We start from the raw sequence: 24,422 nt of genomic DNA, 5'->3' as shown, positions 1-24,422 counted from the left end.
GCGTTTGCGTTCGATGGACGAGGTCATCGCCTTTATCGACAATGGCGCGAAGGTAGAGACGGCGCCTGCCGCGACGCCGCCCAAGGCCGCCCCAAAACCCATGGCAAAGCCAGCGGCGAAAGCAGCGCCTCCCGCAGGGCCGCCGGTCAAGATCGATCCCAAGCTGCTCATGATCGGTGGCGGCGGGGCCGGTGTGCTCCTGTTGCTGATCGTCGGCGGCGTTATATTATTTGGCGGCAAGCATCCACCCAAGCCTGCCACCGATGCCACCCCGGCCATCGTGGCTGCCGGTGATCCGGTCGCGACGGCGCGCGCCGCCATTGCCGGTGTCTTGCCGACAACCGACTGTGCCTGGCTCGACATCAGCGGCCTTACCGGCGATGCTTCCGGGGTCAATGTCTCGGTTAAGGGCGTGGCGCGCGATGCCGTAGCTGTACAAAAAGTGATTTCCGATGCCGTCGCCGCCAAGGGGCTGAAACTGGCGACATTGAACACCGACGATGTCGCGCCGCTCAGCCAGCAGAATGCCTGTCCGTTGTTGAACGCTTATGCCAGCATCAAGTCGAAGGACACGACGTCGCTGACCACGCCGCAGGTCAAATGGGAAATGGCCATCCCGGCAGATGGCTCGTCGCCGACGCCGTTGGCCCAACCGATCGTCGATTTCACCGTCGACCCCGCCACCCCCGATCTGGCGATTTACGGACTGCAGACAGGCGGTGAAGGTCAGTCCCTGGTGCAAAACCTGGGACAACTTTCGGACAAGACCTTTCTGGCCAGCTGGAACATCACCTCCAAAGGCAACGGGCGTTACGAGATGAATCTTGTTCAGGATGAAACCGGCTGGGCCGGTATCCTGGTCTTGAAGGGCAAGGGGCCTTTCCGCGACACCCTCATTCTGCCGCCGGCGTCGAACCGCGGTGCGGCGTGGCAGAAGTCGTTCGCCGATATGGCGGCGGCCAACGGCTGGCAGGCGGAGATGATATGGATCGATACGGTGGACGATGTGCCGAACGGGTAGGTTTATGCCTGATCCTGGGGTGCATTGGGTCTGGCCTGGCAGACATGCCACAGGACTCCGGTCGGATCGTAAACATAGGCGACGCGGAGGCCCCACGGTTGCATCCGCGGTGGCTTGGGCGGGGTCACGCCGAAACGTCCGGCCAGGTCCAGGCCGTCGATATGAGTCCACCAAACGTCCAGGTCTTCCACCATCAACTGCATCATGAAGTTTTCGGCCCACTCTTTTACGTAGGCGTTTTGCAGGATAAATCCGCCCGACCCACCGCATGAGAAGATCGCCACTTCGCTATCCAGGAGTTTGGCAAAGCCCATTGCCTCGTAAAAGGCCTTGCTGAGTGCGAAGTCTTTTGCGGGCAGGAAGGGGCGGGCGACGACCGAAGCAAGTGTCATGACAAACCTCAGAAAGTTTTCTTCGCCGTCAGGTCTTCGTAGGCCTTGCGGAATTCTTTGCTGAAGACGTCCATAAAGGCCTCATCCGAGCCCTGGACGACACCGCTGAATTCGCGTTCATAGGCTTTCCACAGGGCAGCGTCGCGGGCGTCGGGGAAGATCTTGGCCATGATGCCCTTGGACTCGGCCCGTTCGCGGATCGACGACGGTGAGAAACGGTCGAGCGTCGCCTTCAGGGCGCCCTGCATGGCGCGCAAGGTCGCCATTTGGTGCGATTGCAGGTCGAGGAAGGCGTCTTCGATGGCGCGTTCCGCTGTCATAAAACCGCGCTCCGGCGGATTGAGCAGTTGTGCGAGGGCCTGTTCCGGCGTGCGGGCGAATTTCAGCGGGTTGTTGCCCTCGAACGTCAAGGCCGTGCCTTGGGCGCCCATTTGGGACTTGGCGCGGGCGCGGGCCTCCAGCATGACGACCATGCCAGCGACCAGGCGACGCAAGACCAGGCCGGACACATCGAGCGTGTCGGCGGGCGCGGATTTTAGATCGGCGGCGCTAAGCCCCAGTTGAGCCAGAAACCCGTCGAGGGCCGCACCCGAAGGCGCCGGCACAGGTGCGGGTGGCCTTGGCTGGACCGGTGCGGGCGCGGCCACCGGAGCCGGCGCCGGTTCGACGAGGTCGGGCTGTTCGGCGCCGGCCCAATCCTGCGCCACGGGCGGCAGGGAACTCACGAAGTCGGCATTTTTGTTGAGACCCAGCGGGTCGCGCGCCGCCGGAGCAGGCGCCGGCTGGCCGAAGCCGCCCCGCGCCCAGTCGACGACATGGTTTTCGGCGAACCTGCCCCAGATATCGTCGGCCTGGGGTGCGGGGACGGCATCGGGAATGGCGCTGGACCATGGCGAAGCGGGCGGGGGAGGTGGGGGGGCTTCGGTCGCCCACGGCGAGGTGGTGTCGGGCGCAGGTGCCCACGACGAATCGTCGCCCGGGGCTATGGCTGGCCCCCAGCTGTCGGCAGCCGGAGGCGGCGGGGCCGGAACGGCGGAGGGCGCCGGTCCCCAGGCGCCTGACGCGGCCGAAGTATTGGGAGGTTGCGCAACGGGCGGCGGCTGAGCGCCCCACGGATCGGCCTCCGTCGACTTGCTGCTGCTTGTTTTAGGCGGCGCCCAGTTCTGCGACATCGACCCGGTGCCGCTGATGGCAGCGCCCGGCGGCGCCCGGTTCCAATCGTCGGCCGGCACCGGATTGGCCGGCGTCTTGCCGCCTAGCGTGTCCCATGCGCCCCATGCGGAATCGCTGGCCGCCGGTTTGGCCGCACCGGCGGCAGCTCCGGCCGCTGCGCTTTGGCCTTCGACTTCGACCGAAATCTGGTAGGCGCCGATCGTCAGGGCATCGCCGGTATTGAGCGTATAGGGGGCGGTCAATTGCTGGCCGTTGACGAAGGTGCCGTTGGTCGAGGTGTCGGTAATGAGATAGACGCCGTCGCGGAAACTGACCTCGCAATGACGCGATGAAATGTGGTTGCTGGTGTCGGGCAGACACCAGCTGACGGTCGGCGAGCGGCCTATAATGGCGCCGCGTTCGGCCAAATCAAGACGCGCCGGAAGCCCGTTGTCGAGGCGGTCGCGGCCCTGGATCGTCAGTGTCAGTTTCATTGTTTAATCTACGAAGCCCTCTGCGCCAGCTTTTCGCCGTCTTGCAGGACCCGTGTCAAGGCTGCCGCCGGATCGGGTGTGCCGAAAGCCGTAATCAGGATCGCAGCCGCCGCCAGTTTGGCGGTGATTTCCGGCAATGGATGGACCGGCGGCAAATCTTCGGGCGCCATCGAGCCGCCAGACAGGAAGATGGCCTGAAGAAGGAATTTCTCCGGTGAAGCTTCGTCCATGGCCTGGAACTGGACTTCGGCGGCGCGGCGCAAGGGTTCGGTCGGATCACGCAGCCACTGATGCGCCGTGTCGAAGGCGCGCGCCTCATCGAGGTCGCGCTCGTCATTGGGTCGCAGGGTCGCCATGGCCTGAGCCGCCCATAGAATGGCTTCGTAACGCGGCAAAGCATGGGCCAGGAACTGGACGGCGTCGTTTTGCTTGTTGAGCGCGATGAGCTCGGCAAAATGCTCCGGCGGCGTCATGGCGACGGCCGGTGTCTGCTTGTCCTTTTCCTTGATTCCCATGGCCTGGGTAATTTGACGGGCCCGCGACCATTGAACCATCGACCAGTCTGTCATGTCGTTTCCCCTGGTTTCTAGTTGATCATCACGATGCCGCCCTTGAGGGTCAGCATGCCGTCGCCCTTGACGGTCGTCAGCGGCGATTTCATCTCCGCCATGGCCTGGCCTTCGAAGCTGAGCATGATGCCCTTGATGGTGACCCCGGATTGGGTGATCTCGATCGAATTGCTGCCGACCGTCAGCTTGATGCTGGTCTTGGCCTCGACCTGGATGTCGGCGCCACTGGTGATTTTCAGCGTATCGCCAACCTTCATGGTCGACTTGTCGCCGTATTCTTCCTTGTTCTCGCCATCGACCTTGACCGTGTTGGTGCCGGTCGTCTTGTAATCGGCATTGGCCAGCAAGGTGATCGTCGTGTCCTTCGTGACGGTCGTCTTGTGGGTGCCCTTGATGGTGCGCTCTTCGTTTTCGGTGACCTCGACGGTCGAATTCTTACCGATCTTAACCAGGGAGTCGCGGCCGACCTCGCGCTGGGAATCCTGGCCGATCTTGGTCAGCTGGTTTCGGCCGACATGGAGGCTTTCGTCGTTGCGGATGCGCGTATTCATGTCGCGCTGGCTGTGCAGGAAGATTTCCTCCGAGCCGCTCAAATCTTCGAAGCGTAATTCGTGGGCGCCGGGATTGCCGGTGTCGAGATCCTTGGCGCCGTCGCCAAGCGCGGCATCCTTGTCGCCATAGGTGAGCGTGCGCCACAGAGCTCGCGTCTTGTTGCCCGGCAACCCGTAGATCGGCTTGTTATCGCTGTTGAAGACGCGACCTACGATCAGTGGACGGTCGGGATTGCCACCCAGGAAGTCGACCACAACCTCATGGCCGACACGCGGCAGGATGATATTGCCGAGGCCGCCGGTATTGGAGACGCGTATCCAGCATGTCAGGTCGTGACCGCGATCGTCGGAAACGCCGCTTTCCCAGTGAAACTTGACCCGTACGCGGCCCCATTCGTCGGTATAGATGGTCTCGCCCTGGGGACCGACGACAATGGCGGTTTCGGCACCGTACACCAATGGCCGCGGTGTCGACATCGGCGCACGCCAGGTTTGTCCGGCGCGGACGCATTCGAAGAAGGTGCCGCTATCGTCTCCACCTCCACCATCTGTCTCAAAAGCCGAGCCGTAGGCGATGGTATTGACGCGCGTCAGGAGATATTTGCCGTTATAACTGCCGATGTCGTGCTTGGTGAGCGTAAACGTCATGCCGCATGCGATGTTCGGCGTAAGGGCGTTACCGGTAAACAGCTGGCGTCCCGACTCGATCAACTCCATATGGCTGGCCGACCGGCCAGCATCGGCGCGCAGGTCGCGTGTGCCAGCATGAACAGAGACCTTCGTCGCCGGTCCGCGCGCCTTGCCCTTTGCTGGCGCCTCCTGCTTGACGATGTTCGAAGCGTCCTGGAAAATATAGTCGGTATAGACGACGGTCTGCTCAGTGTTGGTACTCACCTTTTCGTTCCAGGTCTGGACGAAATAGTCGGGTGCCTCGCCGCGGGTGTCGGAGTAGCGGAGATTGCCGGATTCCGGATTGTATTCCAGTTCGGCCGGATGACCGTCGCTGTGATGCGACGGATTGAAACACGCCATCAGGGTGTGTTTGCCCTTTTCGTGCTTGAAATAATAATAGACGCCTTCTTCTTCCATCAGGCGCGTGATGAAAGCAAAGTCGCTTTCGTTATATTGCACGCAATATTCGCGCGAAATGCCGAAATCCGCAGAGGGCTTCCAGGGTATGTTGCAGCGCTTTGTGGTCAATTCGATGATGTCGGACGCCGTCTTGTCCTGGTAGATGGCGTAGAATTTGGTGTGGGTATAAAGATAGTGGATCGGCCGCAGGATCAGGCGGTATTGATAGTGCGCCTCCGACTTGCCGAAATATTCGCCGCTGGTGTAAATCCCGTTGAAATAGCGTTGCGGCTCGTCGTCCTGCTGGATGGTGACAGTGACCGATGTCCCCAGTTTTTCGGTCAGATCGATCTCGGTCTTGGTCAAAATGTCGGCCGAAATGACGAACAGTTCGCTCAGGCCTTCATTGACCTCAACCCGAACCAGGTCGACGCCCTTGCCGCCAAAATTGATGTCAATGGTTGCGAAATTAGGATTGGACAAGACGCTTCTCCATACTGTCGGTCAGTTTGACTGACCTTGACTAACTATGTGGCGCTTGGAAGTGCCGTCCCAGGCGGAAAACGTTATTTTTACGCTGAAATATCTTATTCTTTTACCCCAAAGTAATCCAGTTGCGCCCGGTTTGTAAATGGGGTATTTTGCCCTTTTGAACGATGGCTAGGACTGTCGGGGCTATTTTATACAGGTGTAATATCATGCGTGCGAAGACTCTGAGTTTTGTAAGCGTATGTGGCCTGGTGGCGACCGGTCTGGTTTTGAGCCAGACTCCTGCAAATGCCCAGTCGGCGACTACGACCGACGATATTATCTGCCAAATGTCCGGCACCTGCGGCGACGCTACCTCGCCTACCGGTGACAAACAGGCGATTGGCGACGAAAAGATGTTCAGCCTGCAAAAGGCCCACGCGCCAAGCGTGGCGACGCCGCAGCCGACGACGCCCACCGCGACGGGCGCAACGAAAAAGCCGACCTATTACAGCAGCAATACCAAGGCCGCCAAGAAGGTCTATGCCCCGGTTCAGCAGCCGACGGGCGAGCTGACCATGCAGGTGCGCTTTGCCTTGGGTTCGGCCGACCTAACCCCCGACGCCAAGGTCGAATTGGGCAAATATGTCCAGGCCATGCAGTCGTCTCAACTGGCGGGCATGAAGTTCGTCATCCAGGGGCACACCGATTCCTCCGGCAAGCGGGCGACCAATCTTGACCTGTCGCAGCGTCGCGCCCAGTCGGTCGTCGACTATCTCGCCGCCAACGGCGTGTCGCAGGACCGCTTGCAGGCCCAGGGTTTCGGTCCCGACAAGCCAGTGCCCGGTCTGTCGAAGGCCTCGCCCCTTAACCGCCGCGTCGAGCTGGTGCGGGCGAACTAAGACATCTTATCGATAACACAATAATCTCCTGGGTCTCGCCCGGGAGATTATTTCTCTTCGGGGTAATTTATGGCGGTGGATGTCGAAACCTTGCTGGCGCCCGTATCCGACGATAATCCCGTCGGCGAGGACCTGGCCTATGACAGCGAGCGTCAGGAGATCGAGGCGGCGTTCGAACGCACGGCTTCGGGCGGCAGCGCCAATGATGGCGACGTCGATTGGCGCGCCATCGTCAAGCTTATCGAGCAGCAAAGCGCACGCACCAAGGACATCTGGCTGGCCGCCTATCTGATCCGTGCCGGCGCCAGTATGGCGCAGTTGGCCACCGTCGCTACCGGCGCGGACTACCTGGCCGGCCTGGTCGAAACCTATTGGGACAAGGTCCACCCGCAGATCGACGAATATGGCTTCCAGGGTCGTAAAACCCCGGTCGAGTCCCTGACGCGTATCGGCGAATTCCTCGGCCCCTTGCGCAACATCATCCTCATCCGTCATCCGCGCCTCGGCGAATATTCCAGCGCCGATATCGAGCGCTTTTCGCGCGGCGGCGACAGCGAGGACGGCTACGGCATGTTCCGCGCAGCCTTGCAGGAAACGTCGGCGGAGGATCTCGAGGCCGTGGCGGCGCAGCTCGACGCCATCAAGGCCAGTCTCGGCCGCGCCGACAAGGTGATGACGGCCAATTCGGGCGGTGAAACCTCGGTCAATTTTCAGCCGACCTATGATGCCCTGGCGGGTATCCGCAAGGCGCTGGCGGGTTTCCTGCCGAGTGGGGTGGGTGATAGTGGCGACTCGGCCGCCGACGCCGGAAGTGAAAACCTTGGTCACAGTTCGGGCACGTCCAGCGGTGGCGGGCGCTCAAGCATGGGCGCGCCTGGGTCGATTGAATCTCGCGAAGATGTGATGAAGGCGCTTGACGCCATCGCCGACTATTACCGCCGGCGCGAGCCGACCAGTCCCGTGCCGCTGGCTTTGAAGCGAGCGCGCGAATGGGTAACGCTCGACTTCATGGCCGTGCTCGAGGATATTGCCCCTAACAGTATGGAGGAGGCCAAGCGAGTCTTGATCTCCAACCGCAATAATTCGGAGTCCGGCAGCGAATCCGGCTGGTAACCGGGTGACGCTGCAACCGGGAAGTGACGAAACGGCGTTTTTTGATCTTTTCGTAGTGACAAATAAGTGTTCAAGCTTGAATTCGCTTGTAAAAAGAAAAATGGCGTTCGATACTTTGTAAATTACAACACAGGGCCGTCAAAAAGGCCAAAATTGGCCGGACTTGTCATAACAGACACATACCTTAGCAGGGGTTTACGATGTCAGCATCCAAGAGTGGTCAGCGTTTTATCAGTCAGAACCGCAAGCCGCGCGTTCATATCGAGTATGAGGTCGAGACCTTCGGCTCCAAGCAGAAGGTTGAACTGCCTTTCGTCATGGGCGTAATGTCCGACCTGTCGGGTAAGAGCCTGGTCGAGAAAAAGCCGGTCGACAAGCGTGACTTCGTCGAGTTCGACATGGACAATTTCGAGCAGCGCATGGAGGCCATCGCGCCTCGCGCCGCCTTCAATGTCGACAATACCTTGACCGGTGAAGGCAAGATGGGGGTTGATCTGACCTTCAAGAACATGAACGACTTCGATCCGGGCGAGGTCGCGAAGCGCGTGCCGGCGCTAAACAAGATGCTCGAAGCGCGTCAGCAACTCAACGACCTGATGATCTATATGGACGGCAAGGACGGGGCTCAGGATCTGCTCGACAAGCTGCTCAAGGATCCGGAACTGCTCAAGGCCCTGGCCGCCAGCAAGAAGGCCGAGGCCGATGGTGCCGAGGCCTCCGAGTCGTAATCCGGAATAACCGCGCGAAATAATCAAGCTGATTTAAAGCACTTTGGAGACGGGCAATATGGCGCAGGAAACGCTTCAATCAGGTAGTGCAGCACAGGGCGAAACAGGGGTCGCGTTCGACGATTTCGCCCAGTTGCTGCAAAAAGAATTCAAACCGACCGACGATGCGCGCAAGTCGCGCATCGAAACCGCCGTTCAGACTCTGGCTCAACAGGCCCTGGGCGACGCCAATGTCATCGGCCACGACGTGTTCACCACGCTCGACGCCATGCGGTCGGCGATCGACCGCAAGCTCAGCGAGCAGGTCAATCTGATCCTGCACAACGAAGAGTTCCAGAAGCTGGAATCGGCGTGGCGCGGCCTGCACTATTTCGTCATGAACACGCCGACCGGCAAGGATCTCAAGATCCGCGTCATGAATATCGGCAAGGACGAAGTCCGCAAGATGTTGCGTCAGTATCGTGACGCCGCCTGGGACCAAAGCCCGCTGTTCAAGAAGATCTACGAATCCGAATTCGGCCAATTGGGCGGTCAACCCTATGGCGCCCTGCTGTGCGATTACGCTTTCGACCATACGGCGCCCGACATCGAGGTGATGAAGGGGCTGTCCAAGATCGGCGCTGCCGCGCACGCCCCGTTCATCGCCAATGCCGCCCCCGGCCTGATGGGCATGAGCACTTGGCAGGAGCTATCGCAGCCACGCGATTTGGGCAAATTGTTCGACGCCACCGACTATGCCGCCTGGCGTGGTTTCCGGGCCACCGACGACAGCCGTTACCTCGCGCTCACCATGCCGCGTTTCCTCGGCCGCGCGCCTTACGGCGCCAAGAGCAATCCGGTTGAAGGCTTCGATTTCGAAGAGGATACCGGCGGCGAACACGACAACCACCTGTGGGTTAATGCGTCCTATGCCATGGGCGTCAAGATCACCGACGCCTTCAAGGAATGGGGTTGGTGCACGCGCATCCGCGGCGTCGAATCCGGCGGTACAGTCGACGGTCTGCCGACGGCCATGTTCCCGACCGATGACGGCGGCGTCGACATGAAGTGCCCGACCGAAATCGCCATTTCCGATCGCCGCGAAGCCGAGTTGTCGGCTTCGGGTCTGCTGTCCCTGGTTCACCGCAAAAATACCGATCAGGCCACCTTTATCGGCGCCCAGACGGTGCATGCACCCAAGGCCTATGAAGATCCGGCGGCAACGGCCAGCGCCAATCTGTCGGCGCGTTTGCCTTATATTTTCGCGTCATGTCGCTTCGCCCACTATCTGAAGTGTATGGTGCGTGACTGGGTCGGCGGTTCGCGTGAAGCGCCGCAGCTGACGCGTGATCTGACCAATTGGATTATGCAATATGTCGACGGGGCTCCGGACTCGTCGTCTGAAGAAACCAAGGCGAAGTTGCCTCTGAAGGCGGCTTCGGTCGAGGTTGTACCGGATGAGGAAAATCCTGGTTACTACAAAGGCAAGTTCCTGTTCATCCCGCATTATCAGCTGGAGGGCATGGACGTGTCGATGAGTATGGTATCGCGTCTGCCTAAGGGGGCTTAGTACTCCGCATGGCGGCCTGAAATGGGTCTTCGTGCAGATTAGTCAACGTGAAACAGCATCTGGTGCGGCCAATTTCAGGCCCTGCCGGGGACCGCGTCACGCGAGTATCTTTCTTTCTGCCGCTGCGTTGGGAGCGGTCCATTCCAGAATCTCATTTTGAGGGAGTAAAACTATGTCAGTTGATATGTTTCTTAAGCTGGACGGCGTTAAAGGTGAGTCCAGAGATTCCAAGCACAAAGACGAAATCGACATCGATATGTTCACTTTCGCGGTCGCCCAGGTCGGGTCGGCTTCGCGTAGCGGCGGCGGCGGCGCCGGCAAGGCGGAGTTCGCCGATATTCATATATCCAAGAAGGCCGACAAGGCATCGCCGACCCTGATGCAATTCTGCGCCAGCGGCGAGCACATCAAGAACGGGCTGATTACCCTGCGTAAGGCCGGCGGCGGAAAGGCGGGCGGTCAGGAATATTATCTGATCAAGCTGACCGACATCCTGGTGTCCAGCTTCCAGAATACCGGCAACGCTTCGGGCGACGTGCCGCTGGAAGAAATATCGCTCAACTTCGCCACGGTCGTCTTTGACTACCTGCCGCAAAACGACGATGGCACTCTGGGTGGTAAGGTCTCTCACGGTTACGATATCCGTCAGAACAAGCCGATCTCCTGAGCCTGATACCGGCGCGGGCGGCCAAAACCCCGTCCGCGCCGTTTTTTGTCTGCTTCCTCCTGCACGGATAAACAATGAGCCTCGCCGAAAGTTTGCTACGCGAAGGCGACTTGGATGGAGCGCGCGCCGAACTGGTCGATCTGGTCAAGAAGGCCCCGGGCAATGTCGAAGCAAGGATGTTCTTGTTTCAACTGTTCTGCCTGATGGCCGAGTGGACCAAGGCGCGTAACCAGTTGAGCGCGCTTGCCCAGTTGTCGCCCGAAGCCCAGATGCTGAACGTCGCCTATAACCAGGCGATCGAGGCTGAGATCATGCGCGCCGAGGTCTTTGCCGGCAAGCAGCCGGTGGCCTTGTTGGCCAAGTCGCAGCCGTGGTCCCAGGACCTCGTCACGGCGCTCGGCCACGAACTGGCCGGCCGCACGGCTGAGGCCGAAGAGGCACGCAACCGCGCCTTCGAAGCCGCTCCCGATACCCCCGGCACCTGGAACGATGTTGCCTTCGATTGGATCGCCGACGCCGACCCGCGTTTCGGTCCTTCGGTTGAGGCCATTATCGCCGGCAAGTGGGGCCTGCTGCCCTTCGACGCCCTCGAATATATCCGCAGTGCCGGTCCCGAGGACCTGCGGGACACTGTCTGGTATCCGGTCCAGATCGGCTTCAAATCGGGCCAATCGGTCGCGGGCTTCCTGCCCGCCCGCTACCCCGGTACCGAAACGTCCGGCGATGCCAAGGCCATGCTGGCGCGCGCCACTAACTGGATCGAAAGCGCCATGGGCGAGGCCGGCATTGGTCAACACGTGCTGAACCTGTCGGACGGCGATGATCGCGACCTGCTGTCCCTGCGCAAGCTCGAGTTCAAATAGGCACGGCATGGCGATCAATGAGCGGCTCAATCCTTCGCTGTTCGACAAGCTGGTAGCCGATCTCGACATGCCCGGCCTGCGCGACGACAGCGGCAATGTCTCGGAATTGTCGCGTGAAACCATGAAGCACTATTCGGTGCCGAAACTGGAGCGTTTCAACGAAAGCGCCCTGCGCGAAACCGTTAAACGCGATCTGGCCTGGCTGCTCAACACCACCAATATGGCGACCGGCGTGGATCTCGATCCCTATCCCGAGATCAAGTCTTCCGTGCTCAATTTCGGTGTCGCCGATCTGACGGGCAAGGCCTATTCCTATCGCGTCGTCATGCAGCGCGCCAAGGATATCGCCGCCGCCGTCAAGGCCTTCGAGCCGCGCATCGATCCGAAGAGCCTGCATGTCGAGCCGATGGAAGACCGTGAGCGCGAGAATAGCATCACCTACACGATCCATGGCGATATCACGGCCGCCGTCCAGGCCATTCCCATCAGCTTCAAGACCGACGTCAAGGCCGATACCTCGTCCGTCACCGTGCGGGATTAGGCCATGGATCCGCGCCTGCTCAAAGCCTATAACGATGAACTGGCCTATTTGCGCGAAAGCGCGCGCGAGTTCGGCGAGGAGCACGAGGCCGTCGCCGGTCGTCTCGGTCTGAAAACTCCGACGGATCCGGACCCTTACGTCGAACGTCTGCTGGAGGGCGTGGCCTTCCTGGCGGCGCGGGTACAGCTCAAACAGGCCGACCAGTATCCCGAATTCACCCAGCATCTGCTGCAGGCCATCCAGCCGCACTACCTGTCGCCGACGCCGTCGATCTGTATCGCGTCGTTCGAGCCGAAAGAAGGCGACCCCGGCCTGATCAAGGGCGTCAAGGTGCCCGCCGGCACCGACATTACCGCGACGGCGACCGAGCAGGGCGGTGTGCCCGTGATTTTCAAGACCGGTCATGAGGTCACCATGTGGCCGGTGCGGATTACCCAGGCGGAATATCTGGGATCGCGCGCCGCCATCGCACCCTTTGCCGCCGGGTCGCGTTTCAAGGCGGAGGCGGGCCTGCGCCTGCGCTTTTCGGCCATGGCCGGTGTCGATCTCTCCAAGGTCCTGCCCGGCATTGTCAGCCTCTATCTCGATGGCTCAGAAACTATTCCGGGCGAGCTGTATCGCCAACTGGCCGGCGAAACCCTGTCGGTCATGGCGCGCGACGCCAATTCCGGCGCCGGCGCCGGGGGGTGGATCAACCTGCCCATACCGACCCAGATCGGGTTCGACGACAAGGAAGCCCTGTTACCGAACGAGGTGCGCTCGTTCCGCGGTTACCGGCTGCTGACTGAGTATTTTGCCTGCCCGGAGCGCTTCTTTTTCGTCGGCATTGACGGCCTGGCCAAGGCGTTTGCCACAGCGACGGAATCGGTCGACGTCGTCTTCCTGTTTTCGCGCAGCGTGCCGACCTTGAGCGGCGCGCTCACGCCATCCAACTTCCGTCTGTTCGCCAGCCCAGCCATCAACCTGTTCGAAATGCAGTGCGGCCGGGTGCAGATCAAGCCGTACGAACACGAATATCACGTCATTCCCGACCGCACCAAGCCACTCGATTTCGAGGTCTTCCGTCTGCTCGACGTCAAGGCCTTCGCCCGCGACAATGCCGACTCGCAGACCGTGGCGCCGCTCTATGCCTTCGGGGCACTGCTCTACGACTGGCGCAACGCCATGTTCTATGCGACGAAGCTCAAGCCGCGCCGGTTGTCGACACGCGAGCAGCGTATTCGCCGCACCAACGACTATGTCGGCACCGAGACCTGGCTCAGCCTGACGGCGCCGGGCACGCCGGCCCTGATCGACGGCATCCATGAGGTGGCGATCCGCGCCCTGGTCACCAATCGCGAACTGCCCGAAACCCTGACCTTCCGCGGCGATAACCATTTCACCGTCACCGGCCTGCCGGTCGCTAAGGTCAGCGTCATACGGGCGCCGACACGGCCGCGACCTCCGCTGGGCCTCAGCGACGCCGCCTGGCGCGTTATCGGCCATCTGACGCCCAACTATGCCACGCTGGTCGGTCAGCCCGGTGGCGATCCGTCGCTATTGCGCGACCACCTGGCGCTCTACGGCCGCCAGGACGACGCGTCCTCGCGCAAACAGATCGACGGCGTCATGTCGGTGACCTCGAAAATGGTGTCGCGCCGCGTGCCCGGCCGCGATCGCATGGCGATCGCCAGCGGCCATCATATCGATTTCAAGCTTGACGACGGCGCCTTCGACCGGGCGCGCATGTTTGTTTTCTCAGCGGTCCTCGAGCGCTTCCTGGCCGAGTTTGCCACCATCAATACCTTTACCGAGTGCGCGTTTGAATCCCCCCTCGAAGGAGTCTTTGCCAAATGGCCGCCCCGGATCGGACGCCAGCACAACATCTGAGTTTTCTCGACGGCGCGACGGCGACGATCCGCAAATGGGGTCTGTTCGCCCTGGTTCGCGGCGCCGAAGCGCGGGCCCATGGCCTGCCGAGGGTCGGGCGCTCGCGCCTGCCGTCGCAGAATGTCGTCGACCTGGCTCAGACGCCGGTCATGGGATTTCCGGAATCGACGCTCGACACGGTTGAGATAAAGGCCGGACGGGCGCGGGTCAGCGGTTACTGGCTGGGCATGACCGGGCCGATGGGGCCGATGCCGACCCACGTCACCGAATTCGCCGTCTATGAGAAGAAATACGCCAAGTCGCGTCCGCTTGGGCGCTTCATGGACATGCTGTCCGGGCGCATGTTGCAATTCTTTTATCGTGCCTGGGCTGACAGTCAACCAGTCGCCATGGCCGACCGCCCCGATGACGACCGCTTCGCCGGCTATATCGCGGCCTTGACCGGCGCCTATGAAGGGGCAGGGGCCAATGCGGCCTTTCCGGCCCGTGCGCGCCTGCATTATGCAGCGCTCTTTGCCTCGCAACGCAATGCGCGTGGTATCGAAGACGCGTTGTCGCATCTGCTACGGCAACCGGTCGAGGTCCACGAATTCCAGCCGCGCTGGCGCTATATCGAGTCCGAAGACCGCACGACCCTCGGCCGGGCCTTCGCCAAGCTGGGCGGCGATATTGTTGTCGGTGGCCGGGTGCGCACCGCCGCCGACGCCTTCCGCATCGTCATCCGTTCGAACACCTTGCGCGACTATGAAAGTTTGCTGCCGACCGGATCGCGCTTCGCCATCCTGTCCGAAGCGCTGAATGCTTTCGCGCCGTCTCACCTTGAATGGGATATGGCGCTCGAGCTGGAAGAAAACCTGTGCCCGCCGGCACGCCTGGACGGCCGCACACGGCTGGGATGGACCGGCTGGATGAACCCGAAAAAGACTACCCGCGTTCGTCGCGACACCATCGTCAAACGTCAAGCTACACATTGAATAGATATTGGGAAGATTGAACCATGGCCGACATCAGCAGATCATCACTTTTCGGACGCCTGAACCCGACGGCGCTAAAAGCCATCGAAACCGCCACCACCTTTTGCAAGATGCGCGGCAACCCTTATGTCGAGTTGATCCACTGGATCCACGTCCTGATGCAGGATCCGCGCAACGATGTGGCGGCCATCCGCACGGCCTTCAATATCGATGACACCCAATTGGCGCGCGACATTGTCGGCAATCTCGACAAGCTGCCGCGCGGCGCGACCTCGATCTCGGACTTTTCGCCGCAAATCGAAGAGGCCATCGAAAAGGGCTGGCTCTACGCCTCGCTGCAGTTTTCAGCCAACCGTATCCGTACGGGCCACCTGATCTACGGCATGCTGAAGACGCCGACCCTGAAAAACGCCCTGGCCTCGATCTCGGGTGAGTTCCGCAAGATCCAGGTCGAGAAGCTGGGCGATTCCTATGAAAACATCTGCGCCTCGTCGGCCGAACAGACAACCGCCGATACCGGCAGCAGTGTCGCGTCCGGCGGTGGCGGCGGCGAGGAAGGAACTGGTCCGGTCGGCGAAGGCGAAGCCCTGGCCAAATTCTCGGTCGACCTGACCGAACGCGCCCGCACCGGCGCCATCGACAAGATCGTCGGCCGCGACGCCGAGGTTCGCCAACTGATCGACATCCTGCTGCGCCGCCGGCAAAATAACCCGATCCTGGTCGGTGAGGCCGGCGTCGGCAAGACGGCCGTGGCCGAAGGCTTTGCCCGCCGGATCGTCGATGGCGATGTGCCGCCGTCTTTGAAAGACGTCACCCTGCGGGCGCTTGATATCGGCTTGCTGCAGGCCGGCGCCTCGATGAAGGGCGAATTCGAAAAGCGCTTGCGGCAGGTCATCGACGAGGTCGAGGCGTCGCCCAAGCCGATCATCCTGTTCATCGACGAAGCCCACACCCTGATCGGGGCCGGCGGCCAGGCCGGGACGGGCGACGCCGCCAACCTGCTGAAGCCCGCCCTGGCGCGCGGCCGTTTACGCACCATCGCCGCCACCACCTATGCCGAGTACCGCCAGTATTTCGAGAAGGATCCGGCCCTGACGCGGCGTTTCCAGACTGTCGATGTCGGCGAGCCTGAAACCGCCAATGCCATCTCCATGCTGCGTTCGGTTGCGCCGATGATGGAAAAGCACCACAATATCGTCCTGCTCGACGAAGCCGTCGAAGCCGCCGTCAAGCTGTCGCAACGCTATGTCCCGGCCCGGCAACTGCCCGACAAGGCGGTCAGCCTGCTCGATACCGCCTGCGCCCGCGTCGCCGTCTCGCAACACGCCACGCCGGCGGCCGTCGAGGATCGTACCCGCCGGGTCGAGTTGCTCAAGGTCGAGATGGAGGTGGCGGCACGCGAATTGGCTGGCCAATATCGCACCGACGACCGCGGCCCGAAATTGCAGGAACAACTGAACGAAGCGCAGGCGGCATTGGACGAAGCCACCGCCAAGTGGGAGGCCGAGAAGGCCGCGTTGGTCAAGGTCCAGGAGGCTCGCCAGGCCCTGGCCGATGCCCGCGAAGCCGCCGCCAAGCCGCCAGAAGAGGGCGCAGAGGCGCCCGCGCCGCTCGATGAAACGACCTTGCGTGCCAATCTCGAAAGCGCCATTGATGAAATGAATACGGCCGCCGGGGACGCGCCCATGGTCTTTGCCGTGGTCGATGCCGATGCTGTCGCCGCGGTAGTCGGCGACTGGACAGGTATCCCGATCGGCCGCATGGTCAAGAACGAGATCGCCAGCGTGTTGGCCATTGCCGACAAGCTGAAAGAGCGCGTCGTCGGCCAGGACCACGCCATGGACGCCATCGCCAAGCGCATCAAGACCAGCCGCGCCAAGCTCGATAATCCAAACAAACCGGTCGGTGTCTTCATGCTGTGCGGCCCGTCGGGCGTCGGCAAGACCGAAACCGCCCACGTCCTGTCGGAATTGCTCTATTCCGGCGACGACTCGATGATCGTCATCAACATGTCGGAATTCCAGGAAGCCCATACGGTGTCGACCCTCAAGGGCGCGCCGGCCGGCTATGTCGGCTACGGCCAGGGCGGCGTCCTGACGGAAGCCGTTCGCCGCCGGCCCTATAGCGTCGTCCTGCTCGACGAGGTCGAAAAGGCCCACCCGGACGTCCATGAGATGTTCTTCCAGGTCTTCGACAAGGGCTTCATGAACGATTCCGAAGGCCGCCATATCGACTTCAAAAACACCCTGATCCTGTTGACGTCCAATGTCGGCACCGAGTTGATCACCACCCTGTCGGAAGACGAAGAGATGAAGCCCGATCCGGAAAGCCTGGCCGAGGCCCTGCGTCCGGATCTGCTCAAGACCTTCCCGCCGGCCTTGTTGGGACGTCTGCTGGTCCTGCCCTATTTCCCGTTGTCGCCAGCCATGCTGAAGGGCATCGTCAAGCTGCAGATCGACCGAGTCAAGAAGCGCATCCAGGAAAACCACGACATCAGCTTCACCTATGCGCCGGAGGTCATCGACCTGATCGTGTCGCGCTGTAACGAAGTCGCTTCGGGCGGCCGCGTCATCGACGCCATCCTGACCAATACCATGTTGCCGGAGCTATCGATCGCCTTGCTCGAAAAGCAGATGAACGGCGAAGAGGTTCAGGCCATCGCGGTCGGCGTCGGCGAAGGCGCCAGCGGATTTACCTATACCTTCAGCTAGGCGGCGGGACTCGCGCCCCGTTTTCTGCCGATTCCAGAGTGCCTAAATGCCCGATACCGTTCCAAAAACAGCGTCAAAGACGGCCTATGACGAAGTCGCCTATCCGTCGTCGATCTTTATCCAGACCCATCCCGCCCTGCTGGCGGCGATCGCGGGCCTGCATGGGCTGACGCCGCCGGATGTGGCAACTGCGCGGGTCCTGGAAATCGGTGGCGGCGAGGGGATGAACCTGATCGCCTTGGCCGCTGCCTATCCCAAGGCCCAGTGCCTCAGCTTCGATCTGTCGAGTGCCGCCGTCGCGCGCGGCAAGCTGGCCATCGCCAAGGCCGGCCTGAGCAATATCCGTGTCGAGGTCGGTGATATCCTGGATGCGGTCCGCGATTTGAAACAACAGTTCGACTACGTCATCTGCCACGGCGTCTACGCCTGGGTGCCGGATTTCGTCCGCGACGGTATCATGGAACTGATTGGCCATGTTTTGGCCGATAACGGTGTCGCCTATGTCAGCTATAATGCCCTGCCGGGCGGACGGCTACGCCTAGCCTTGCGTGATATGCTGCTGCGTGAGGTCGCCGGGATCGACAATCCGGTCGAGCGTCTCGAAGTCGCCCATGCCTTTCTCGATGCCTATATCGCCACGCCTGAGGATGAGGACCGGCCAGCCCAGACGGCGCTGCGCAGCGAGGCCAAGCTGATGCGCAAGAAGCCGGGTTCGGTGCTGTTTCACGACGAGTTGGGAGACTGTTTCAACCCGCAAGCGCTTTACGACGTCGCCATGGCGGCCGAGCGCAATGGTCTGCAATTCCTCGGCGATGCGGGGGAGGGGCCTTTGGGTGACGGCTTTCTGCCCGACGATGCCGAGGACTTCAGCACCCATGCCGTTGTCCGCGCTGCCCAGGCCCAGGACGACCGCAATATCCGCTTTTTCCGCCAAAGCCTTTTTGTCCGCGCCGAACAACAGCCAGTCAGGCGTGTTGATCCGGCCCTGATCGCGCCACTCTATGTCTCCTCCAACGCCCAGCGTACCGGCGACTCGACGTTCAAGAACAAGTCCGGCGAGTTCCAGATGAGCGATGCGCGCATGGTGGCCATCCTGACGCAGCTGACGCAGAACTATCCGGAACGGGTGCGGGTGGGCGAGCTGAGCGACGATATCGACATTGTCCGCGCCCTGCATGGTCTGTTCGAGGCCGGCCTGACCGAGCTACACAGCGTCCAGGTGCCGTGCGCCGTCACGCCACCGCAACGGCCGTGCGCCAGCGCCTTGTCGCGCGCGCAGCTGAATGATGGCCAGACCCAGATTTGTACGCTGGATCATCATATCGTCAAGATTGCTGAGCCGGCGCCGCGCGCCTTCATCGCCATGCTCGACGGGACGCATACCCTTGCGGAATTGCAGGACCTGTGGGCGCGGAGCGAATTCGCTGCCGAGACCAGCTTCGAGGCAGCCATGAAACTGGTCGTTCGGGCAGCCTTTTTGCAGAGAGAGTGACGACTATGGCCGTATCGTGGCCTTGCATATTGGTATTATTGTTATAGAACCAATTCCATGATACTTGTGCTTTATTCTTTCACCTAACTGTTCCGGGGCGCGCATGCTGCCAGAGACCAATTTAGCCCAGCGTCGCGTCCTGATTGCTGGCGGCGGCACCGCCGGCTGGCTGACAGCGTGTTATCTTGCCAAGGTGCTGGGAGCGGACCCGGTCACATGTCCGCAGATTACGCTGATCGAGAGCCCAGATATCGGCACGATCGGGGTGGGCGAGGGGAGTTTCGCCACCATCCGCACCACCTTGCAGACATTGGGAATCGACGAGGCGACTTTTTTGCGCGAAGCGACGGCGACCTTCAAGCAAGGCATTCGTTTCGCCGATTGGGAGCGTACGCCCGAGGATGGCCAGCACAGCCACTATTTTCATCCCTTCGAGGCGCCGTACCCGGTCGACGGGGCCGGCCTTCTGCCTTACTGGCTGCTGGCGGATGAGAAAACCCGCGTCCCGTTTGCCCAGGCGGTAACGTTCCAGAAACGCGTTGCGGAAGCGAAGCGGGGGCCAAAACGCCTGCATCAGGGTGGCTATGGCGGACCGCTTAACTACGCCTACCATTTCGACGCCATGAAGTTGGCCGGTCTGTTGTCCAGGCACGCGGTATCGCTGGGGGTCACGCACCTGCAGGGCAAGATCACCGACGTGATGCTGGCCGACGACGGCAGCATTGCCAGTCTGACAACCGATAGTCACGGCACGATCGCAGCGGATTTTTATGTCGACTGCACCGGCTTTGCCGCGGTGCTGATCGGCAAGGCGCTGAAATCCCCTTTCAAGTCGGTCAAGCACCAGCTTTTGACCGACCGCGCCATTGCCTGTCAGGTGCCCTATGAGACACCCAGCGCACCGATCGAGAGCTACACGGTCTCCACCGGACATGAAGCCGGCTGGACGTGGGATATCGGTCTGAATTCACGTCGCGGCGTTGGATATGTCTACAGCTCGGAACATTCGAGCGACGACCGCGCCGAAGACATTCTGCGCGCCTATGTCGGCCCCCGCGGCACCGACTATTCGACGCGGGTCATCAAGTTCGAGACCGGTTATCGTGAGCAGTCCTGGATCAAGAACTGCGTCGCTATCGGTCTGTCGGCGGGCTTTTTCGAGCCTCTCGAAGCCACGGGCATCATGATGATCGAAGTGGCTATCGGCATGTTGACCGAATTCTTCCCGCACTCGGGGCCGCTGGATGGCCAGGCCAAGCTCTTCAATCACCTGATGACCTTGCGCAATGAAAAGACCGTCAATTTCCTCAAGCTGCATTACTGCGTCACCAAGCGCTCCGAACCGTTCTGGCGCGAGAATGCCGATCCACGCACCATTCCCGAGGAATTGAACGAACTTCTCGCCATGTGGAAACACCGGCCGCCGTCGCGTTTCGACTTCATTGATGACGTCGATACCTTCGCCTATTTCAATTATCAGTATATTCTCTACGGCATGAACTATGCGACTGACATCGGCGCCAAACGCGGAGGCTTTACGCGTGGTGAGGCGGCCCAGGCCATCTTCGATAAGATTGCCGTGATCGGCGAGCAGGCCACCAGGGATTTGCCCAGCCACCGCGACCTGATCGACCAGGTCTATGCCCGTGGTTACCTCGAAAAGGCGAAGGACAATTTCCTGGTCATGCCGAAGCGGGCCTAACGGGTCGGGGGGCTGAATCTGGTTATCCGCGCGGCGTTTCCGCAGCCGGGCTGAACAGGGTGGCATTACCGACCAACGGTCGGGCGCGGATGCCGATGCTGAACAGGAAGGCGAGCAGGCCGAAGACCAATAGCAGGCTGACGCGCAGGCCGGTATGTTCGCCGATGGCGCCGACGATCAACGGGGCGATGGCGCCGCCGAGGATCCCTGAGCACAATATGCCGGAAAAGGCGCCGTGGTGCTTCGGCACCGAGTTGAGCGCCAGGGCGAAGACGATCGAGAACATCACCGACAGGCAGAAACCGCACAACGGGAAGGCCAGCAGGCTGACCTGACCCGGCCCGAACAGGGCGGCCGTGAGACAGGTGACAGCGGCGATCACGGCGGCGCACAGGACGGCGCGTGAATCGAACAGCTTCAGGAGGCCCAGGCCCAGCAGGCAGCCCAACGACATCAGGCCCCAGAAATTGCCGACGGCCTGGGCGCCGACGGTCGCCGGATCGATATGGTGGTAGGTCTGGAGGAAGGGCGACATCCAGTTGGCCAGGGATTGTTCGGTGCCGACATAGGCGGCGATGCCGAGGAAGTACCAGCGCACCTTGGCATCCTTCAGCAGGTCGAGATAGACGGCTATGGGGCCGCTCTTTTCGTCGTCCTTGAGGGCAAAGCTTTTGATATTGAGGGCGAAGGTGACGACCAGGGCCAAGGCGAAGACGGCGGCGAACAGCCAGTAGAGCGCTACCCAGGTGGGTCCGTGGGTCATCGCCGCGGGCAGGGTCAGGTGTCCGGCCATGATAGCGGCAAAAGCCATGGGGCTGACATAGGAGGCGAGGCCGAAGACCAATTGGCCCAAAACCGAAAAGAAGGCGAAATGGGCTTCTCCGCCGGCATTGCGCATCAGCGGGTTGATAACGACTTGCAACATGGCCATGCCGATGCCGATAACGAACAGGGCGGCAATGGCGGCGAAGTAGGTCGGATGCAGGGCGAAGCCGAGCGCACCCAGGAGGTTGACGGCAAAGGCGGTCAGGATGGCGAAGGCCGGGCCCTTGGTCTCGACGACGACGCCGGCCGGAATCGAGACCAGGCCATAGGCGAGAAAGAACGAAAAGGGCAGGACCCCGGCGAGGGTCAGGCTGAGCTTGAAGTCGTGGATGATGACCGGCATCAAGGGGCCGATGATATTGGTGACGAACGAAATCACGAACCAGACGCACAGGATATAGGTGACGGTAACGACGCGGCTCGTCATGTCGCGGCCATGGTTTTAGCCAGCTGACGCGGGAAGTGCGAGATGATGCGGGTGGCCGTGTCGCAACCCATGGCCAGCGCATCGCGCAAGTCCGACCCTTGTGTTCTCGCCAGCAGATAGCCGGCGTTGAAGGCATCGCCGGCGCCGATCGTATCGATGATGGCGCCGGAGACAGGTGGCTTGGCGCGGGCGATCTCACGGCCGCACCAAGCGACGGCGCCACGTGCACCCACTTTGGCAACCAGGGTTGCCTCCGGCGGCATCAGATTGCTGAGGCGCATCATGGCGGTATTGAGATCAGCCGTGCCGGCGAGTTTGGTGATTTCAAGCTCGTTGAGCAAGACGTGATCGCAGGCCGGAAGCCAGGTCTTGACCTCGGCGACGGTCGCTTCGTCCCAACCCGCCGGCGGCCAGCCGGTATCGAGAGCTATGCGGTAGCCCAGCGCTTTCAGATCGTGGAGCAGAGCCATGTAACGGGCGCGCATCCGGGGCATTAGAAAGGCGCCGGTCAGCAGGACGATGGCGGCTGGATGGCGTAGCTCCGGCAGGCGGGCAGGGATCTCCTGGCGCTCCAGGTGGCCCTGGGTAGTGAAGAAATTGCGCTCACCGCCCTCGTGCAGGATGCCCACCGATAGCGAGGTGGCACCGGGAATTTCGCTGAATTCGCTGTCGACACCGGCAAATTGGCCGGTCAACCATGGCCCCAGCGCATCCGTGCCGACGGCCGTGATCAAACGCACAGGCGCATTCAACTGCCGCAGGGCCAGCGCTGCATTGCCGGCCGAACCGCCGGCACGCATCTCGCTGTGGGACATCAGGGTCTCGGTGCCGATCTCCGGCCATTGGGTGAGCGAGCCCATGACGAGGTCGATGGCGATATCGCCGATAATGGTCAGGCCATATTCGGTAAGATGTGGTGCAGGCAGGCCCGGCTTGGCGGAAACATCGTCCATGGTGGCTTTCCATCCCTCAACTGACATGTGTTATCTCATGGCTTACGAAAACATGTCAATTATTAAATCTAATGGATGTGTTTAATATTTGTGGCTATGATGCCACTCTGCTTCATTCGTGTTTTTGGAAATATACCACCTCCATGGTCAGTCGCGGCACCACCCAGTCATCGAGCGCTCCGTTCAACCGCCGCATTGTGCTCGATGTCATTCGCCGCCAGGGTGAAGCGTCGCGCAAGGACATTATCGACCAGGTCGGCCTCAGTCCGCAGACGATCGCCAATATCACTCAGGATCTGGAAAACCTCGGCCTGATCGTCTCCAAGCGCTTGAAGGGCGACAAGCTGCGTGGTCAGCCGCCCATGGCCTTTGCCCTCAATCCCGACGGCGGTGACGCCATCGGCATCAATCTCGAACTCAATCGGCTGTCGTCGGCGCGCGTCAACCTGATCGGCGAGGTCCGTGACCGCCGCGAACTCAGTCTCGACCTGCGTGACCCGACGACCGCCCTGGTCGCCATGATCAAGCAGGTTGAGGCTTTGCGCGGGGACGGCAACCGCATATGGGGCGTCGGCGTCGCCATGCCGGGGCCGTTCGACGCGCCGGATCTCAGCTTCAAGGGGCCGACCGTCTTCGAGAAATGGCGCGGGCTGGAAATCTTCAACGCCCTTGAAGACGCTGTCGCCTTGCCGGTCTTCTACAATGTCGACAGCGTCGCCGGCGCCGTCGGCGAATCGCTGTTCGGCCGGGCCCGCGACACCAATCGGTTCTTCTACTTCTATATGGGTGTCGGTCTGGGCGGCGCCCTGATGATCGACCGCGCCGCCTATCTCGGCGCCAACGGCAATGCCACCGAAATCGGCCATATTCCGGTCGTGCGCGACGGCCGGCCGTGCAGTTGCGGCAATGCGGGCTGCCTGGAGACTTATCTCTCGCTGCACGCCCTGTCCGAAGCTCTGACCGGGCCCGGCAGTCTGATCGGCGAAGACGAGATCGCCCGCCGCCTCGACAATAACGACCCCGCTATCGATGCCTGGTGCCGCGATGTCGCGCCCTATCTTCGCCAGGCCGTGTGCACGGTCGAAAACATGCTTGATCCGGAAATGATCGTGCTGGGCGGGCCGGCGCCGCAGGCCCTGTGGCAGCGTTTGATCGACCACGCTCACCCGTGGCTGCATTCGGTGCGCAGCGGTCGCGACGACGCCGACAGTCCGCGTGTCGTATTGTCCAGCCAGCCCGGCGACAGTGCGCTTCTGGGTGCTGCCGTCTTGCCGATCTATGAGAAATTGATGCCGCGGATGGACGTCCTGACCAAAGGCCGCGGCGACGATTCCGAGACCTCTCAACAGACGGCCGTGCGGCGTTTCGGCATCTGAAGCCGGTGCGTT

At 61.4% G+C, this 24,422-nt stretch carries 20 protein-coding genes; 14 read left to right on the top strand and 6 right to left on the bottom strand.

What is annotated here, in order from left to right; translation table 11 throughout:
- A partial coding sequence (locus AC1DX3_RS17875; RefSeq protein WP_476990683.1) for a hypothetical protein occupies window positions 1-1,021 on the top strand: 1,021 nt, incomplete at its 5' end.
- Window positions 1,022-1,023: 2 nt separating this feature from the next.
- Here AC1DX3_RS17875 and AC1DX3_RS17870 read toward each other — a convergent pair.
- Genes AC1DX3_RS17870 through AC1DX3_RS17855 form a run of 4 tightly spaced genes read right to left on the bottom strand, consistent with a single transcriptional unit; the run spans window position 1,024 to window position 5,733 of the window.
- Entirely contained in the window at window positions 1,024-1,413 is a 390-nt protein-coding gene (locus AC1DX3_RS17870; RefSeq protein ID WP_476990682.1) for a VOC family protein, read from the bottom strand.
- Window positions 1,414-1,421: 8 nt separating this feature from the next.
- On the bottom strand, window positions 1,422-3,059 hold the full coding sequence (gene tagH / locus AC1DX3_RS17865) for a type VI secretion system-associated FHA domain protein TagH (protein ID WP_476990681.1): 1,638 nt from the start codon (window positions 3,057-3,059) through the stop codon (window positions 1,422-1,424).
- A gap of 8 nt (window positions 3,060-3,067) precedes the next feature.
- Complete coding sequence (locus tag AC1DX3_RS17860) at window positions 3,068-3,628, bottom strand: DUF6931 family protein (protein WP_476990680.1); 561 nt, start codon at window positions 3,626-3,628, stop codon at window positions 3,068-3,070.
- 17 nt (window positions 3,629-3,645) lie between these two features.
- A complete protein-coding gene (locus AC1DX3_RS17855; protein ID WP_476990679.1) occupies window positions 3,646-5,733 on the bottom strand; it encodes a type VI secretion system Vgr family protein in 2,088 nt (695 codons plus the stop codon).
- A 215-nt stretch (window positions 5,734-5,948) separates the two neighbouring features.
- Between AC1DX3_RS17855 and AC1DX3_RS17850 the strand changes: the two genes are divergently transcribed.
- The 12 genes from AC1DX3_RS17850 (at window position 5,949) to AC1DX3_RS17795 (ending at window position 20,829) form a co-directional block, all read left to right on the top strand.
- Entirely contained in the window at window positions 5,949-6,620 is a 672-nt protein-coding gene (locus tag AC1DX3_RS17850) for an OmpA family protein (RefSeq protein ID WP_476990678.1), read from the top strand.
- Between the two features lie 69 nt (window positions 6,621-6,689).
- A complete protein-coding gene (gene tssA, locus AC1DX3_RS17845) occupies window positions 6,690-7,733 on the top strand; it encodes a type VI secretion system protein TssA (protein ID WP_476990677.1) in 1,044 nt (347 codons plus the stop codon).
- A gap of 200 nt (window positions 7,734-7,933) precedes the next feature.
- On the top strand, window positions 7,934-8,461 hold the full coding sequence (gene tssB, locus AC1DX3_RS17840; protein WP_476990676.1) for a type VI secretion system contractile sheath small subunit: 528 nt from the start codon (window positions 7,934-7,936) through the stop codon (window positions 8,459-8,461).
- Between the two features lie 58 nt (window positions 8,462-8,519).
- Window positions 8,520-10,010 carry a type VI secretion system contractile sheath large subunit gene (gene tssC / locus AC1DX3_RS17835; protein WP_476990675.1) on the top strand — a complete coding sequence of 497 codons (1,491 nt, stop codon included), beginning with the start codon at window positions 8,520-8,522 and terminating at the stop codon, window positions 10,008-10,010.
- Between the two features lie 172 nt (window positions 10,011-10,182).
- The gene (locus AC1DX3_RS17830) at window positions 10,183-10,677 is read left to right on the top strand and encodes an Hcp family type VI secretion system effector (protein WP_476990674.1); all 495 of its coding nucleotides are present in this window, start codon (window positions 10,183-10,185) and stop codon (window positions 10,675-10,677) included.
- Window positions 10,678-10,751: 74 nt separating this feature from the next.
- Window positions 10,752-11,540, top strand: a complete 789-nt coding sequence (locus AC1DX3_RS17825; protein WP_476990673.1) for a type VI secretion system accessory protein TagJ — start codon at window positions 10,752-10,754, stop codon at window positions 11,538-11,540.
- 7 nt (window positions 11,541-11,547) lie between these two features.
- Window positions 11,548-12,081: a type VI secretion system baseplate subunit TssE gene (gene tssE / locus AC1DX3_RS17820; protein ID WP_476990672.1), complete on the top strand. Its 534-nt coding sequence runs from the start codon at window positions 11,548-11,550 to the stop codon at window positions 12,079-12,081.
- 3 nt (window positions 12,082-12,084) lie between these two features.
- Complete coding sequence (tssF, locus tag AC1DX3_RS17815) at window positions 12,085-13,950, top strand: type VI secretion system baseplate subunit TssF (RefSeq protein ID WP_476990671.1); 1,866 nt, start codon at window positions 12,085-12,087, stop codon at window positions 13,948-13,950.
- Window positions 13,914-14,924, top strand: coding sequence for a type VI secretion system baseplate subunit TssG (tssG, locus tag AC1DX3_RS17810; protein ID WP_476990670.1), 1,011 nt, complete (start codon window positions 13,914-13,916; stop codon window positions 14,922-14,924). Before tssF ends, tssG begins: the two co-directional genes overlap by 37 nt.
- 23 nt (window positions 14,925-14,947) lie before the next feature.
- On the top strand, window positions 14,948-17,635 hold the full coding sequence (gene tssH, locus AC1DX3_RS17805; protein ID WP_476990669.1) for a type VI secretion system ATPase TssH: 2,688 nt from the start codon (window positions 14,948-14,950) through the stop codon (window positions 17,633-17,635).
- Between the two features lie 46 nt (window positions 17,636-17,681).
- Window positions 17,682-19,127 carry a methyltransferase domain-containing protein gene (locus AC1DX3_RS17800; RefSeq protein ID WP_476990668.1) on the top strand — a complete coding sequence of 482 codons (1,446 nt, stop codon included), beginning with the start codon at window positions 17,682-17,684 and terminating at the stop codon, window positions 19,125-19,127.
- Between the two features lie 103 nt (window positions 19,128-19,230).
- Window positions 19,231-20,829 carry a tryptophan halogenase family protein gene (locus AC1DX3_RS17795; protein WP_476990667.1) on the top strand — a complete coding sequence of 533 codons (1,599 nt, stop codon included), beginning with the start codon at window positions 19,231-19,233 and terminating at the stop codon, window positions 20,827-20,829.
- 22 nt (window positions 20,830-20,851) lie between these two features.
- Here AC1DX3_RS17795 and AC1DX3_RS17790 read toward each other — a convergent pair whose 3' ends face one another.
- Together AC1DX3_RS17790 and AC1DX3_RS17785 are read right to left on the bottom strand one after the other, a co-directional pair.
- A complete protein-coding gene (locus AC1DX3_RS17790; protein WP_476990666.1) occupies window positions 20,852-22,081 on the bottom strand; it encodes an MFS transporter in 1,230 nt (409 codons plus the stop codon).
- Complete coding sequence (locus tag AC1DX3_RS17785; RefSeq protein ID WP_476990665.1) at window positions 22,078-23,034, bottom strand: carbohydrate kinase family protein; 957 nt, start codon at window positions 23,032-23,034, stop codon at window positions 22,078-22,080. Before AC1DX3_RS17785 ends, AC1DX3_RS17790 begins: the two co-directional genes overlap by 4 nt.
- A 143-nt stretch (window positions 23,035-23,177) precedes the next feature.
- Here AC1DX3_RS17785 and AC1DX3_RS17780 point away from each other — a divergent pair, with 143 nt between their 5' ends.
- A complete protein-coding gene (locus AC1DX3_RS17780; RefSeq protein WP_476990664.1) occupies window positions 23,178-24,410 on the top strand; it encodes an ROK family transcriptional regulator in 1,233 nt (410 codons plus the stop codon).
- Window positions 24,411-24,422: the final 12 nt, after the last annotated feature.

Source organism: Asticcacaulis sp. P2_B1 (assembly GCF_056404915.1).
The sequence above is the reverse complement of the archived record's forward strand: the minus strand, read 5'-3'. Positions and strand labels throughout refer to the sequence as shown.

Excerpts from the sequence above, each read along its gene's own strand:
- AC1DX3_RS17870 (WP_476990682.1), bottom strand. The coding sequence starts at position 1,413 with ATGACACTTGCTTCGGTCGTCGCCCGCCCCTTCCTGCCCGCAAAAGAC.
- tagH (WP_476990681.1), bottom strand. The coding sequence starts at position 3,059 with ATGAAACTGACACTGACGATCCAGGGCCGCGACCGCCTCGACAACGGG.
- AC1DX3_RS17860 (WP_476990680.1), bottom strand. The coding sequence starts at position 3,628 with ATGACAGACTGGTCGATGGTTCAATGGTCGCGGGCCCGTCAAATTACC.
- AC1DX3_RS17850 (WP_476990678.1), top strand. The coding sequence starts at position 5,949 with ATGCGTGCGAAGACTCTGAGTTTTGTAAGCGTATGTGGCCTGGTGGCG.
- tssA (WP_476990677.1), top strand. The coding sequence starts at position 6,690 with ATGGCGGTGGATGTCGAAACCTTGCTGGCGCCCGTATCCGACGATAAT.
- tssB (WP_476990676.1), top strand. The coding sequence starts at position 7,934 with ATGTCAGCATCCAAGAGTGGTCAGCGTTTTATCAGTCAGAACCGCAAG.
- tssC (WP_476990675.1), top strand. The coding sequence starts at position 8,520 with ATGGCGCAGGAAACGCTTCAATCAGGTAGTGCAGCACAGGGCGAAACA.
- AC1DX3_RS17830 (WP_476990674.1), top strand. The coding sequence starts at position 10,183 with ATGTCAGTTGATATGTTTCTTAAGCTGGACGGCGTTAAAGGTGAGTCC.
- AC1DX3_RS17825 (WP_476990673.1), top strand. The coding sequence starts at position 10,752 with ATGAGCCTCGCCGAAAGTTTGCTACGCGAAGGCGACTTGGATGGAGCG.
- tssE (WP_476990672.1), top strand. The coding sequence starts at position 11,548 with ATGGCGATCAATGAGCGGCTCAATCCTTCGCTGTTCGACAAGCTGGTA.
- tssF (WP_476990671.1), top strand. The coding sequence starts at position 12,085 with ATGGATCCGCGCCTGCTCAAAGCCTATAACGATGAACTGGCCTATTTG.
- tssG (WP_476990670.1), top strand. The coding sequence starts at position 13,914 with ATGGCCGCCCCGGATCGGACGCCAGCACAACATCTGAGTTTTCTCGAC.
- tssH (WP_476990669.1), top strand. The coding sequence starts at position 14,948 with ATGGCCGACATCAGCAGATCATCACTTTTCGGACGCCTGAACCCGACG.
- AC1DX3_RS17800 (WP_476990668.1), top strand. The coding sequence starts at position 17,682 with ATGCCCGATACCGTTCCAAAAACAGCGTCAAAGACGGCCTATGACGAA.
- AC1DX3_RS17795 (WP_476990667.1), top strand. The coding sequence starts at position 19,231 with ATGCTGCCAGAGACCAATTTAGCCCAGCGTCGCGTCCTGATTGCTGGC.
- AC1DX3_RS17790 (WP_476990666.1), bottom strand. The coding sequence starts at position 22,081 with ATGACGAGCCGCGTCGTTACCGTCACCTATATCCTGTGCGTCTGGTTC.
- AC1DX3_RS17785 (WP_476990665.1), bottom strand. The coding sequence starts at position 23,034 with ATGGACGATGTTTCCGCCAAGCCGGGCCTGCCTGCACCACATCTTACC.
- AC1DX3_RS17780 (WP_476990664.1), top strand. The coding sequence starts at position 23,178 with ATGGTCAGTCGCGGCACCACCCAGTCATCGAGCGCTCCGTTCAACCGC.